Origin of the sequence: Gracilibacillus dipsosauri, assembly GCF_003176895.1 — a bacterium.
GTDB classification, from domain to species: Bacteria; Bacillota; Bacilli; order Bacillales; family Amphibacillaceae; genus Gracilibacillus; species Gracilibacillus dipsosauri.
Genome location: NZ_QGTD01000003.1, coordinates 76,273 through 91,792 on the forward strand (window position 1 = coordinate 76,273; position 15,520 = coordinate 91,792).

At 38.5% G+C, this 15,520-nt stretch carries 9 protein-coding genes; 4 read left to right on the forward strand and 5 right to left on the reverse strand.

Going from position 1 to position 15,520, the window contains the following annotated elements; all coding sequences use genetic code 11:
* Window position 1 precedes the first annotated feature (1 nt).
* The 5 genes from pelA to DLJ74_RS01700 all read right to left on the reverse strand — a co-directional run bounded on the left by pelA (window position 2) and on the right by DLJ74_RS01700 (window position 10,372).
* Window positions 2-5,635, reverse strand: a complete 5,634-nt coding sequence (gene pelA / locus DLJ74_RS01680; RefSeq protein WP_109983077.1) for a pectate lyase — start codon at window positions 5,633-5,635, stop codon at window positions 2-4.
* 62 nt (window positions 5,636-5,697) lie between these two features.
* Entirely contained in the window at window positions 5,698-6,561 is an 864-nt protein-coding gene (locus DLJ74_RS01685; protein WP_109983078.1) for an AraC family transcriptional regulator, read from the reverse strand.
* 589 nt (window positions 6,562-7,150) lie between these two features.
* Window positions 7,151-8,710 (reverse strand): PH domain-containing protein, encoded by a 1,560-nt coding sequence (locus tag DLJ74_RS01690; protein ID WP_109983079.1) that lies wholly within the window; start codon window positions 8,708-8,710, stop codon window positions 7,151-7,153.
* Window positions 8,707-9,198, reverse strand: a complete 492-nt coding sequence (locus tag DLJ74_RS01695) for a PH domain-containing protein (RefSeq protein ID WP_109983080.1) — start codon at window positions 9,196-9,198, stop codon at window positions 8,707-8,709. The genes DLJ74_RS01690 and DLJ74_RS01695 overlap by 4 nt, the downstream gene beginning before the upstream one ends.
* Entirely contained in the window at window positions 9,191-10,372 is a 1,182-nt protein-coding gene (locus DLJ74_RS01700) for a DUF418 domain-containing protein (protein WP_109983081.1), read from the reverse strand. Before DLJ74_RS01700 ends, DLJ74_RS01695 begins: the two co-directional genes overlap by 8 nt.
* A 140-nt stretch (window positions 10,373-10,512) precedes the next feature.
* Here DLJ74_RS01700 and DLJ74_RS01705 point away from each other — a divergent pair, with 140 nt between their 5' ends.
* From DLJ74_RS01705 to DLJ74_RS20865, 4 genes are all read left to right on the forward strand, one after another.
* Window positions 10,513-11,085, forward strand: a complete 573-nt coding sequence (locus DLJ74_RS01705; protein ID WP_146202419.1) for a DUF2975 domain-containing protein — start codon at window positions 10,513-10,515, stop codon at window positions 11,083-11,085.
* 14 nt (window positions 11,086-11,099) lie between these two features.
* Window positions 11,100-11,306, forward strand: a complete 207-nt coding sequence (locus DLJ74_RS01710; RefSeq protein WP_109983092.1) for a helix-turn-helix domain-containing protein — start codon at window positions 11,100-11,102, stop codon at window positions 11,304-11,306.
* A gap of 101 nt (window positions 11,307-11,407) precedes the next feature.
* Window positions 11,408-11,854 (forward strand): SgcJ/EcaC family oxidoreductase, encoded by a 447-nt coding sequence (locus DLJ74_RS01715; protein WP_054788381.1) that lies wholly within the window; start codon window positions 11,408-11,410, stop codon window positions 11,852-11,854.
* Between the two features lie 652 nt (window positions 11,855-12,506).
* Window positions 12,507-15,422 (forward strand): rhamnogalacturonan lyase family protein, encoded by a 2,916-nt coding sequence (locus tag DLJ74_RS20865; protein WP_109983082.1) that lies wholly within the window; start codon window positions 12,507-12,509, stop codon window positions 15,420-15,422.
* Window positions 15,423-15,520: the final 98 nt, after the last annotated feature.

Genomic DNA, 15,520 nt, shown 5'->3' on the forward strand with positions numbered 1-15,520 from the left:
ATTATGATTTTTTACTTTTTCGATTTAAGATTAGGATGATACTTCCAAGCAACAGGAAGAGAAGACTAGTGATAATCCAATTAAATGTATTGGTTGCCGTCGATGGTAGCTCATTGTTTGAATGATCCGTTCCTCCTGTGGAAGCTTGTTCCGCTTCTGCTAGGACTCCATAAGTTGAGAAATGCTCGACGGTTACGGTAATGGTTCCATCTGTTACTTCTCCTCCAATATGTTCCCATTGCTCTAATTCTTCATTGTAGTAATAAATAGCTACCTCTTCTTTTGAAAATTTACTAGTTTCGTACTCAAGTGTTAAGGAATAATCTCCACGATAATCCTCATAGCCTTCTGGGAATTCAAAATCAAACTGATAAATATCCCCTGCTATTTTAAATCCATCCGTATGGATTGGTGATGCTTCTTTTATCAATAGCTTTGTTCCGTTAGGTAAATCATCTGGTAATCCTATTTTGACTTTGGAACCTTCTATTACGATTGTTTGGCCAGGTGCTACACTCACTTTTTCACCAAGCTTTACTATTTTTTCATCAAGTTCCCTATTATCACCAGACCCAGCTCCATCTTGATTAGACTGATCATTGCCTTGATCCTGATCTGATCCTCCATCATCATTGTGTTCCTCGTCTTTATCTTGATCGGACCCATCATCACCATTATCTTCCTCTTGATCTTGATCCGATCCATTATCATCCCCATTGTCTTCTTCGTCCTGCCCTTGATCTCCATCATCTTGCCCATCATCAGGCTGCTCACCACCGTCATCAGGATTTTCTTCCCCTGAATCATTATTTAAAGCTTGTGCATCCCATCCCTTCAGTACATTAGGGACCGTCCATTTAGCAGCTTCTTCATCTGTCAATTGTCTACGGTTTTCATTAATCACAGCGCCTGGTCCATAATTCTCATACTCATATAATCTAGCATCCTCTGGTTCCAGACCGCTCATCGAGGTCCAGCCCTCTTCCTTAATATGAGCACCAAGCTCACTATGCTTGATCAAGACACTACCTCTTGCTTGTGGATTCCCACCTGCTGGCCACGGACGCCCTAAATAGACGGTGCCATCCGCCGCATCACTCGTAAATTTACTATCTAGTATCAGCATGCCATATTTCTCAGAAAGTAGTGTGCTCGCAGCAGTAACATAGCCATTATTTGAATCAGAGCCTCGATCATAAGAGTGAATAATCGAATCCTCAATTACAATACTTGCGGCACCGAAGATGAAATCAACATCCCCTTCAATATAAACCTGATAATAATATTGAGTACCAGAATGGGTGTATAAGGTGTCTTGGTTTCCAATAAATCGAACATTTCGATAATATTGACGATCACCACTAGCATAAACCGCGACTGCTTGATTTCCTTCTACATTAATACTCTCATCAAAGGAATTTTCTAATGTTAGGTTTTGAACCGTTAAATCATCTGCTTTTAAATAAACACTTGCACTGCCACTTGTACCTAATGTTCCACCAACTCCATTATCTCTACCTGCATAATTGTCGTACGTAATGATCGTATCTGTTTCACTTTCCCCTAACAGGGTAATAAATGGCTTGTTGTTAGGAATCGTGACAACCTCTTTATAGATTCCATTCTTGATAAAAATGGTAACTGGGTCTGTATTGTTTTCTGGAACGGCATCGATTGCTGCTTGGACGGTTTCATAATCTCCACTACCATCCTTGGCCACTGTTATATGGCTTTCTATCTCATTCATTTGCTTCATTTGTCCTTCCAATTGATGAATATTATTTGCTTCTAACGTTCTTCCATTTATATCTGTTGAATTGGTATTTGCCACTTGAACGTAAACCTTGTTTGTGTAATTCCCCGTCTTTTTAGCGATTTCTAGAAGCTGTGCTCCCCAATGGCCACCCCAAGCATAGCCATTTCTTCTCTCTTCTTCGATCTCCATAATGTCATGCTTAATGACACCATCACGACCAGAGAAGATTGGCTTATTTGTACCAATTTCATAGAATCGATACCAAGCAGTAGAATTAGGGTCTTCTACAAAATACTCATTGTTTGGATCGCCACTAACATAACGAGTATTTTCAAGCTTCACTTCATCAAGCCATTCTAGAGCAGCTAATATAGCACGATTGATTTCTTCTGTTGGAGGACGTGACATCAAATAGCGAATGATTCCAACAGATTCTGATCCAGAAATGGAAGGATGCTCATAGGAACGGGCTCCTCTAGGTTCATAAGTGAATGGGTCATGCTGTGCACACCATGCTGTTAACTGACCATCTACTTCAATTTGTGCATTTAGAATATAGTCTATTGCGATATCAATCGATTCCTTTGTTTTCCTCACATATTCTTCACTAATCAGATCAGAATTAAATGGATATTTTTGTTCAACAATTAAATCCATCATTTCTAGCACATTTATCATTGCCTCATCATTAAATGTCACATAGTCTGAGTAGTTACCTCGTTCTGGATAAACCTGTGCAAATCCACCCGTATCATATTGTAATTTAAAAAGAAATTCTAGTCCTTTTTCGATACTTTCTTTATATTTCACATCTTTTGTCTCCTGGTAGACTTGTGCTAAATACATGATTTCAGAAATAGTAGCATCATTATCGATCGTACCAAGCTCAACACCATCTTCTACCCACTCGGAACGCGACTCTTCCCCATCCCATGGACGTGTATAGATGTGGGACCAGTTTTTCGTCCAACCACCATGCTCCATTTGCCATGTAAGTAAGTTATTTGCTTCCTCAATGGCAGTATCTAAGTCACCAGAAAATTTCGTTTCTTCGATCTCTTGCTCATATTCAGCATATTCATTCCAATCGTCTAGGCTGTGAAGAATAACTACCGTCTGCCCAAATTTATTCGTCGTATGTGCCGCTTTATCGATACGTAAATTTTCAAAGCCTGGTGAGAGTAAATCCCATTTTCTTGTTGGGACTACTACTTCTAAATCATTGTAGTCAAACTCTTCAAAATGGCCATTTAACGTCACAGCCATCACATTGGAGGATACAGCATGAACTCCTACTAATTCTATCTCTCGACCCTCTTGATCGGATAACCATTCTCTTGCTTCTCCCCAAGTTAGGGACCCATTGTTCGTTGAGATAGTATCTCCTGTAATGTTTTCGATCATTTGGGCAGCCTCTTTTTTCGTTATCGTTTGATCTGGTGAAATGCTATCATTTTTCACTAGATGATCGGCATAGCCTTGTTCTTTCGCAGCTTCTAATACATAGGCATACCATTCCTCTCTTGAGACTTCCCAAATATTTTCTTTATTTTGTAAGTTCTTGAATTTCTCTTCATAAACAAATCCAAAGCTATCATTGACTAATGCCATAAATTCGAGTCTTGTGATTTCTTCCTCATTTGCTGCTGGCTCTCCATCAATCATACCAAGCTGTTTCATTTTCTTTACTAATAAGCCACCTGCTACTTCTTCCAAATTGGAGTCTTCTACTTCTACTGGGGCCTCTCCACCACCATCTGCTAAATTATGAACACGTAGATGGTCAATGTTCGCACCACCACTAGAACCAACTCCTGTTGCTCGGATCACATTTTCACCAGCTTTTAGCTCCGCTTTCGTTGTAGTATACGTCCATTCTGCCCAACCACCTGTTGGATCGAAGGCTAGCTCTTCTTCTATTATCTGATCATTTACCTTTATCTCTGCAGGACGCGAATCGGTTCCTCCATGACCATAGCGAAAATCTAAATAATACTCTCCATCAGCTGGAACATTCACTGTCCATTCTACCCAGCTTCCCGGTTGATTTGGACTAAAATCAATAAAGCCCGTTCCCGTAAAACCTGCATGCTTATTATCTACAATAACCCCATCAGATTCGAAAACCGCATCCTCTGCTTCATAAGTATCATCAACCTCCATGAAAACACGCAAATGGTCAATATTCGCTCCACCACTTGGCGCAATTCCTGTTGCTCGAATCGTATTTACGCCTGCTTTTAAGTTAGCTTTTGTGGAAGTATGTTTCCATGCTGCAAAATCACCTGTAGGATCGAATGCTAATTCTGGATTGACCACCTCTCCATTTACCTTAATCTCCGCAGGGCGTTTATCTGTACCACCATGTGCATAACGGAAATCTAACGTGTATTCCCCATCAACTGGAACTTCAACCGTCCACTCAATCCAGCCTCCTGGCGCATTTGGATTGTAATCAACAAAACCTGTACCCGTAAATCCGACATGCTTATTATCGATAATTGCATGATGGACCTCCGCATCCTCTGCTTCATAAATGCCACCTGCTGATTCTGATGGTTCCTCTTGATCCGAATCTGGATCTTGTTCAGGATCAGTCGGTTCCTCCGGAGGCTCAGGGTCTGTCGGTTCTTCCGGCAAGAATCCCGTTACTCTTATATCATCCACATAGTGGCCCTGTGCACTACTATTCGGTGTAAAGGTCTCGATAAAATTCACTTTCGTTGTCGATTCATTGAGGGCAGCATCTTCTAATTTCAACTCCCCATCAATAAAGACATTTGCTTTTTGATTATCTAAATCTATTTTCACTTTAATGTTATACCACTGATTTTCCACTACCTCTACTAAAGGCTCATAATGATCACCAGTTCGATAAGTGATACTGTTATTCTTTGTTTCGATGATTACAGGAGTTGCATCCCCTTTAACTCTGACAATTTTCGTAGAGCTCGTATAGCTTGGTTGCATAAATTTCAAATCAACTGTCACGGTTCCTACAAGATCATCGAACGATTTACTTAAAATCACATTCGTTTCTTCACTTGTGTCCTCTAAATAGACACTTTTATTCTCAGCAGAAGGTAAATCAACCACCGATACGGTTCCACCAGCTTCTGAAACAGTTACATCTGTCGGCTCTTCACCTACGACATCTTCATTAAAATTCTTTTCAAAAACTATTTCTCCTTCTGGATCGGCCTCTTCCTCTACCTCTGTTTGTTGAGAAATCAATAGATTATCAATATGATGACCAAACGCTCCATTTCCTGGTGTAAAGGATTCGATAAAATTAATGGTTGTTGCAGGACGATAAAAATTGGCATTTTCTAGCTTCAATTCGTCATTGATATATGTGCTAGTAGTTTGAGCTTGTAGATTGACTACTAATTTTACGTCATACCACTGACCTTCTTTTACTTCTATCAGATTTTCATAGGTATCATCACTGTTACGATAGGCGATATGACCATCCTTTGTTTCAATGATGGCAGAGATTCCATCCCCTTTGACACGTAACACCTTCGCAGAGCTTTTATAGCTAGGCTGTTTAAATTTTAATTGTATGGTTACTATTCCTGTTAACGCTTCAAAGGATTTAGAGATTTGTACAGAATCACTCTCACTCGTATCCTCCAATTGGACAAATTTATTTCCTGTTTCGTCTTCCGCAATCGTTACCGATCCACCCGCCTCTGAAATATCTAATCCTGCTGGGGTCTCACCTACCGCTTCGTCATCAAAGTTTTCGTTCAGGATAACAACGTTGTTAAAATTGCTCTCCGCTTTTACTACTTTCGTGGGTAATGCAGGCAATATAGTTGTGACTAATAACACGAATATCATAAAGAGATATCCAATCCGCTTCCAGGTTCTCATCCTTTCTTTCTCCCTTCCTCTATAAATTTAGTATGAATAATTAAACCATTACCTCCTTCCTCTTATAAACCATTAGAGATCTTTTCATCTCTGTACTGCTTTGGGGTCATGTTGACATATTTCTTAAAACACCTAATAAAATTAGATGCAGTAGAAAACCCGACTTGTTGTGCTAAATCATTGATCGAGATTTTCGTATCAATCAGCATTTTTTTCGCTTCATAAATACGCCTTTGTAAAATATATTGATGGATCGTCATGCCGAATTCTTTTTTAAAAAAATGACAGAGATAATACTTATTAAAATGAAGCTTTTCTGCAAGCTCTTCAAGCTGCCAATTTGTGCACCAAATAACATTGATTTCTTTTAATATTCTTTCTTGAAGCTCTACCCTTTCATTTTTGGGTAAAGTATTTTGTGATGGATGTGGTTCAAATGATGTATGTATCTCTCTGCTTAAATATAGGAGTAATTCTGCTAAATAAAGCTCTAGAGCACTTTTTTGTCCCCAGGAATGTATATCATTATATTCCCGTAAAAGCTTATCCATAATATGTCGAAATGGACCTTTGCGCCACATAAATAAGTGGAGTAAACAGTGTGGAACAGGTAAATCATCTAACAATTGTCTGAACTTGCTGAGAATAGGCTGATTGGAGAGAAGAAAATCATCAGTGAACATGATCACGACTCTTTCATATACTTGATCCTCTAACAATCGCACTTTATGAAATTCTGTACTTTTAAAAAAAAGTACCTGATCTTTTTTGACATGATAGACCTTTTCTTCAAAAATAAATTTCGCTTCTCCATGCTTGACCCAGACAATCTCATAGCCTAGATGTGAGTGAAAATCCTTCGCTGTCTTCTTACCTGTTTTGTCCTCAATTTTAAAAGAAGGTATCGCCACTTGTTTTCTATTCATCTAAATATCCCCACTTCCTTTCTCATCCTTGTTTTTAAAAGAAAACGGTTACATTCTGTATTATAACACAGTGATTTTCATCGTTATATCTAAATATTGTTGAAAAAATATTCCTATATTGCTCTCGAATGCTAGAGATTTTCCAATAGGTTAAGCAAGATTTCATTAAAATAAAAAAACACCATTTTCAGTAATAAAATGGTGTCTCTTTATCAATTTGTGATAATTTTTTGTTTCCTTTGGTGAAAAATAGTAAAACACCCATCGAGGAATACAGAAAACAATAGGATAATAAGTAATACCAATTCTACATTCATTTTTACAAATAACTCATTGACAAGAAACAAAATAACTAGCAAAACAAACGTCAGGTTATGTACAACAAAACTCACTTTATACATATTCGATTTATTTCGACTGCTGACATATGCAACACATAGGCTACCAACACAAAACAATACGCAAGCATCCATTCCTCTAAAAAAAGATAGACAATGGAAAGGGACCAAAACAAGAAGGGAAGTAGAATTTTTATTTGGAAGCTCCTCCTTTCTATGGCGGGATAGTGATGTGTACTACCCTTCAACCATTATTTCTCCACATCTAGCAGTTGCCATATTTCAAGTCTTTTGGATTCGTTTCTATCATATTGTACATATTTCTGCCGTTCATAGTACCATTGATGAAATTGCTTGATAAAAGCTTGTGGCAGATCATCGATTGTCTCTACATGAACCGGAGTGGAACGATTGGTGGTGCTGATGGATCCCATTCCCCATTTTCGCTGTAGCCAGTTACGGGAGACAGTGAGCTCAATAATTTTGCTTCTCTTTGAAATAAACAACCTTGTCGAAAATCCACCATTCCTAAATTGAAATTGGTCTTTATCCACACCAAAGCTTGTATGGTAATAATCTAACACACTACTAGCATTTAGCCAGATAAATACGAGGATGGCGATAATCCACCAAGCTTCTTCGACGCCAAAAAGACTTGGCTTAAAAAAATACAATCCGATAAAAGTCCCTATCCATAGCCAGCTTGGTCTAATAATCCTCATCCACAACGACATTTTAGGAAGCTTTTGCATCTCCCTTGTACTTAAGGTATAAGAAGGGAGAATTTGCGAAACAAGTTGCATAGCCTTGTCAATCGGTAGAAACGGGTACAAGGAATTGACATCTACCTCCACCCCGTCATCGCTCGTTTTGGCAGTGCTAATTAATTTTACTTCCGCTAGACCAAAGACCCGTTTCAGCATTGTTTGCTTTACCTCCAATGCTTGTACCTTTTTCTTCTCAATCGAAAAATAGGTTTCCTCTAGAACTCCCCTTTGGATAAAAATATGGGTATCATTTGAGGATATTTCAAATTTCCCGTAACGAATCATTGTTCGAAGCATTCCAACAACTACGGAAATCATAACGGCTAGAATAAGAACTGTAAGCAGGAACCATTGATTGTTTAATATCTTCTCTAACATTCCTTGCACTTTTTCGTCATCAGGAAGAAAGGGCTGTAAGTTCTCATAGAGTCCAGATAAGATTGGGATTAGCGCCAAAAAGCTTAGTGAAGTGAAGCTTGCCTTGATAAGATCCTTATTCGATGATTGAAAATGGATGGTACGATTATCTAACTCATTATCTTCATCCACCATTTCTTTTACCACACCCGAGCTTTCTTCCACTACTTTCTCCTCAGCTATCTCTACCTTTTCTTCTCCCACTTCCACTAAATCGATTAGCTGAGCTGCTTGTTCCTTCGTAAGCACCTCAAAAACGATGGAATCATCGTCACCGTCCATTGCGGTCTCAAATGTAAGAGAAGTGAGGCCTAAGAGCGCATGAAAGAAAGATTTTTCCCTTCGCACATTTTGCACCTTCGAGAATGGAATCGTTTGGTTCTTTTTCGTCCAAACACCTGATTCCAAATAAAAACTCTGATTCTTCACTTCATACTTCCGTGTCCACCAGTTAAAAAATATATGAAGAAATTGGTAAAGGACAGATAACACAAAAATATATCTTCCATATTCAAATAACCAAAAATCAGATCCCCTTTTCCAGACAAAGAGAAGTAATGCTAAAATAATAGAATTTCGGATCAACTGATAGATTTGGTATAAAATCGTCAAGGGATGATATCTCATGTTTGCTCCACTTCCTTGATCTTGGCATATTCAGCAATGTTATCTCTCAACTCATAAGCAACCAGTTCTTCTAATGCCGGAATCGAATAGGAGGAGCCCATTGTTTCCACCGTAATGGAGCGTAATTGATATCGCCTTAGAATAGGACCCTGTGTAGTGGAGACACCTTGTATTTTTGTCATAGGAATCGTCACCCATTGCTCCTTCCATATCCCTTTTTTGATTTGGAAAAATTCCTCATCCACCTTAAAATACCAGCTTTTATAAAGAAGATCTGGCTCTATAACCCCCCAAATCGACCCTAACACTAATACGATCGTTAATGCGATTAGAATCCAACCAATCCAATAGACCCAATCAAAGTAAGCGTCTAGAAAAAATATAACGGCTAGTATGATAATACCTATAAGGTCTGAGATCAATTCAGTCATTCGCCAAACCTTTGGTGCTTTCTCTGATATTTTTCCAGGTAATGAATGGTCAACCATTTACAACATCCTTTACTTCAATTTTTGGTTTGGAGCGTACATTCCAGTATACAAACATTCTCATTACTCTCTCTAAGGGACCTTGCTTAAATCGTTTCATATACCAATGGCTTGCGACGACTTGGATCGTATAAACAGATAATCCGAATAATATCCCAAGCCAGATACCCATTTTCGCAAACAAGCCAAGTCCATATCCATAAAAGACGGTCGTACAGATCATCGTCTGTAAAATATAGTTAGAGAGAGAAAGCTTCCCTACCTTCTCAAAAGCCCTCATTACCCTATGATCATGAAACTTACTATATAAATAAGCAAACAAGAAAATATACCCTATTGCTAGAATACTCCCACCAATAAGGGAGAAGTCAACAAAGCTAGTGAATGCTGGGGAAAGCTTAGCTAAAATACCAATCGGAATCAAGATAATGGCTGTCATGGCATAATTTTTTCTTTTATTCTGAAAATCGACTAGCCAGCCTTTATGAGCAGCGTACATCCCTAACAAAAACAGTGGCAAAATCGTAACAGGTGCTAGCAAAAGCACAACGAATATTTCGATATCACCTAATTCCATTGGATCTTCATGGAAGCGATGATTCATAATTTCCGTATAGCTTCCGTTTTGATAAATAGTGAATGTTTCCTTTAAATATTCTTGAATCGTATCCTCTGAATACAAGATATCATTACCTAGATCCTCACCACCAAAGCTTAGTAGAAAGAGGATCGCAAATGTTATGACCATCCAAATAAAGATGGTCTTAGCTTTTCTTTTTAAAAACAACAATAGCACGATACCCATTAATCCATAAGTGAAAAGAATATCCCCTTCCCACAAGAAAAAAGTATGTAGAAGTCCAAAAACTACTAAGGCTAGAAAGCGTCTAAAAAAATATCGTTTCACCGGCAGTTGTCTTTGCTGTAGCTTTGTCATCATTAGAATAAGTGCATATCCGAATAGAAATGCGAAGATTGGCATAAAGGAAGTTTCCACTAGAATCTTCGTTACATGATAGCCGGCTAAATCCCATTTTGGTAAATCAAAAAAAGCTATTTCATCCTTGCCATAGATTCCATATTGAAAAATGAGTAGATTGGCTAACAAAATTCCAAATAGGCTGAAACCTCTCAAACCATCAATCAACGAAATTCTTTCCGTTTTTATATTCATGGTAGGTTGCTCCTTTGTTGGTCATTATTTTCCATTTAACTATAACGAATAATATTTTAAAAATCAATATTTTTTTATTGTTTTACGATAAATTTATATTGTATAATAGGATATATAAAGATTTAGATGAGGTGGAGAAATTGAATTTCAAAGTGCTATTTAAAGTGGCATCAATTATTTGTCTAATAGGTTTTTATTTATTTATTCCAATAACAATTTTTGTGATAGCCTATCACATTGGCTACATCTGGTTTCCAGAAACCAGCTTCACGAAAAGCTTCGGTATTTATGAACCCATGGTTAGTTATTTAACGATTACATTTACCGAACAACCAGAGCTTATCATGGAAGAAAATTATCAGATCCTATCCTTTTTCAGCTCTATTACACTTTTTTTGACAGGTTTAATTCTCTTTTGGGTTTTGTATAAACTGTTTCAAAACATACACAAGGAAAGCCTATTTGTCGATAAAAATGTCATTTTATTTTATTGGTTAGGATGGACCATGCTTATTTTAGGTACTATTTCTTTTTATTTGGATGGACTTCTCTTTGACAAAACATTAGCAATGCTAGAGATTGAAAATGCGACTGTTTCCTTTTCAAATATAGATTATATTGAATCCATATTCTCTGGTATTACCTGTCTATTGATCGGGGCAGCACTTAAGACAGCCGTAAAAGCAATCGAGGAAAACAAATACACGATATAAAGTGAGCGATGGAAATGATTAGAATTAGATTAGATGTCATGATGGCAGAGCGTAAAATGTCGTTAAATGAATTATCTGAAAAGGTAGGGATCACCCCTGCCAATTTATCCATTTTAAAAAATGAAAAAGGGAAAGCGATTCGAATCAGTACGCTTGATGCACTTTGTAGAGTGTTGGAATGTCAGCCTGGTGATTTGTTGGAGTATACAGAGGATGAATAATCTAAGTATATCTTGAGCAATCGAGAAGAAATCCTTGGTGGTCGTTTATGATAAACTGTTGGTGAATGAATTTTATTATCTTTTGTTAAGGAGGTTAGAACATGAATAATTCAGTTCATGATAATGTCCTAAAGCTCTATCAAACACTAATAGATGCTTGGAATAATCGTGATGCAAAAAAAATGGCTGAACAATTCACAGAACAGGGAGTACAAATTGGCTTTGACGGAAGCAAGGTAATTGGACAAGAGGAAATATTTTCACACCTTACCCCCATCTTTGAGGATCATCCTACTGCCCCTTTTATTACTAAGGTTAAGAATATAAGGTCTTTGGGGAGTAATACCGTAATTTTACATGCTATTTCCGGGATGGTTCCACCTGGAAAAACAGATATTGAGCCTGCAACGAATGCTCATCAAACACTAGTTGCCGTGAAAAAGGGGAGTGATTGGCGTATTGAGCTCTTTCAAAATACCCCCGCTCAATTTCATGGTAGACCCGAGCTAGTTGAGGAAATGACTGAAGAGTTAAGTCAGTTACTTTAGACTGTTCTTTAAAGATCGATAAAGTAACCAACATCCATCAAAAGTTTTATCTTATTCTAAAAGGAGGGCGAAGCTACATATATTTTGGACCAGAACAAAGTTCTATCCTGTTCGTCTATCTCTAAAAATTTTAGCAGGAGCCAAGACTTACTGTGCTCCTACTTCCTTTCTTTGTCTTACTTCTTTAACTTTTTGCCACATCTTACACAATGGTCATCATATATTGAAATTTTATGAATACCTCTCATTTTACATTTTATTATTTTCTTTAACCATTCCACCAGAATACCTCCTCTTCTCCGTTGAGCTCTAGGCTCCCTTCTCTAGGAGTCATGCGTGAATGTAAAAATAATCGTCCCTTATAAATTCGAATTCATCACCCTGAAACTGGGGGTTTTCTTACATTCCATCCTAACCATTAAAAATCAGTGATCTTTGTTTAAAAATCAGAGATGCTATTGACCGGAAATTAGTCGGTTATTAAGCTAAGCATAACTTCTATGTTTGTGACTCCCTTAAAATGAAAGCGTTATCAAACTAAAGGACTAGATGGTTGGTATGCCTTAAGGAGGTGATAAATGGAAAAGTTAGAGATTTTGACCTACACCTCAGACTTACATATAGATCAATGATAACAGGAGGGATTTTTGGAATGAAGAGAATTTCTGTATTACTGATTATCGTCATGATGGTAAGCCTTCTACCCGTATCCAAACCCGAGATTTATGCAGAGATGGATGATGCTTATCTATTTGATTTCGGTTCAGAGGGTAGTCCTGTAGCAGAAGGTTATGAACAAGTGAGCAATTCCATGCTATATGAGGAAGCAAGAGGTTATGGCTTGGATAAAACAGTTGACCAACGTGACAGAGGAAAGCCCGATGACGTGAGACGTGATTTTATCATTGGGGAAGATTACACTTTTACGCTTGATATACCGAATGGCGAATATTTTGTCCGAATCATTGCAGGTGATGAGATTGCCTTTAATCGTTCCAGCTTTATCATTAATGGTCAAGATCATGGAAACATTACCTCAGATGGTGGGGAATTTGCTGAATTAACAACAAATGTAACCATTACAGACGAGAAATTAACGATTAATATTGGGGAGAATGGACGAATTAATGGCTTAGAAATTGTGCCAATGACAGCCATTGATACCTTAGCAATCGATGCGATTACCTATTCCCCCGATAGCACTGTAAGCTTATCATGGGAGCCAAACTCCGCTGCAAGCTATTATACTATTTATCGTAAACCAAAAGATGCTGACACGTATGAGAAAATCGATGAAACAACTGATACAAGCTTCACCGACACATCTGTAGAAATTGGTTATTCCTATACGTATGCAGTAACAAGTGTACATCAGTCGGGAATAGAATCAGAAAAAAGTAATGAAGTAACCGCCAAAATAGTAAATGATGAGGTAGCACCACCTCAAGCACCAACTGGAATATCTGTGGAGGATTTAGAGCTAGAAAAAGTAGCATTAAGCTGGGATCCGGAAGAAAATGCAAACCAATATTATATTTATCGGGCTAGCTACGATCCTGATGATTATCCAGAAGGTGCGGTTACATTTGAAAGAATTGGATCTACAACAAAGACAAGCTTTACTGATGAAAGTGTTTTAACCTATAACCACTATTATTACCAGGTGCGAGCGGTCAATGATGGCGGAATATCAGAAGCATCAGAAGTGGTGGAATCTCCTATTACAGAAGTGTTAAAACGACAAATGGAGCAATTAGACCGTGCATTAGTTGCAGTCGAATCCGATGATGGGGTTTATGTTGGCTGGAAGATGCTTGGAACCGATCCAAAGGATGTGAAGTTTCATCTGTTCCGTGATGGTAAAAAAGTAAATAAAAAGCCAATTGAAAACAGTACGAACTTTTTTGATGAAAACGGAACTGCAGATTCCACTTATCAAGTACGAGTAATCAAAGGTAGTGGCTCCAAATTAACGAAAAAGGCAAAGGTTTGGTCGAAAAATTATTTAAGTGTCGCACTAGATAAACCAGAGGGTGGCACTACCCCAGACGGTGTGGAATATACCTATAGTGCCAATGATGCAAGTGTTGGGGACCTTGATGGTGATGGAGAATATGAAATCGTCTTAAAATGGGATCCATCGAATTCGAAGGACAACTCCCAAAGCGGCTATACCGGAAATGTTTATCTTGATGCATATGAGCTAGATGGAACGAAATTGTGGCGTTTAGATTTAGGAAAAAACATTCGTGCTGGCGCCCACTATACCCAATTCCTTGTCTATGATTTTGATGGTAACGGAAAGTCTGAGGTTGTATTGAAAACAGGAGATGGAACCATTGATGGGCAAGGGAATGTCATTGGCGATCAAGAAGCAGATTATCGTAATAGTAGCGGCTTTGTTCTTGAAGGACCGGAATACTTAACCGTATTCGAAGGAGCAACAGGAAAAGCACTTTCGACTGTTGATTACACTCCTCCAAGAGGGAATTTGAATGACTGGGGAGATAACTATGGTAATAGAGCAGACCGCTTCTTAGCTGGCGTTGCCTATCTTGATGGAGAACGTCCAAGTATTATTATGGCTCGTGGCTATTATACGAGAGCCGTACTTGCAGCCTACAACTGGCGTGATGGTGAATTGTCACTTGAATGGGTTTTTGATAGTGATGACGAAGGTAATGAAGAATATGCAGGTCAAGGGAATCACCAATTAGCAGTAGCCGATGTTGATCAGGATAAAAAAGATGAAATCATCTATGGAGCCTCTGTCATTGATGATGATGGTACAGGCTTGTATTCAACTGGCTGGGGACATGGGGATGCCCTACATGTCAGTGACCTAGATCCTAATCACCCCGGATTAGAAATTTTTCAGCCACACGAAAGCACGCAAATCCCCATTGGCTATGGGATACGTGATGCAGCAACAGGTGAAAAGCTATTCGGCGTTGACCTTAGATCTGATGTTGGTCGAGGCTTAGCAGCAGATATCGACCCACGTTATGATGGTGCAGAATTTTGGGCCTCGACTAGCTGGGATGGAAGTGCGGGAAATGGACTACATGCAGCAAACGGAGAACTTATTTCACAAGAAAAGCCACGCTCGATCAATCATGCTGTTTGGTGGGATGGAGACCTCGGCCGTGAATTACTGGACCATACCTTTGATCCAGACAATGATCCACATGGTGTAGGTCGGATTGATAAATGGGACTATGAAAAAGAGGAGCTTGTAAACTTACTAACACCAGAAGGAACAAGAACTAATAACTGGACGAAAGGTAACCCGTCTCTCCAAGCCGACATTTTTGGCGATTGGCGTGAGGAAGTGATTTGGCCATCTTCAGATAGTGAAGAATTACGAATATATACGACAACCGATTTAACAGATGAAAAAATTTATACACTAATGCACGATCCTGTCTATCGATTATCTGTTGCATGGCAAAATGTCGCTTATAATCAACCTCCACACACTGGTTTCTTCTTAGGCTACAACATGAAAGAAGCACAAAGACCAGATATTGTAACAGGTGATAAATTATTTGGGCGAGACAAGGAGTGATATGGAAACAGCGAGAGAGTTGTGAACTGCCCCCTGTCAAGTAGACAGGTAAATAAACAAAATATTTTGTGCCATGTATGACTTTCATGCATGGCTTT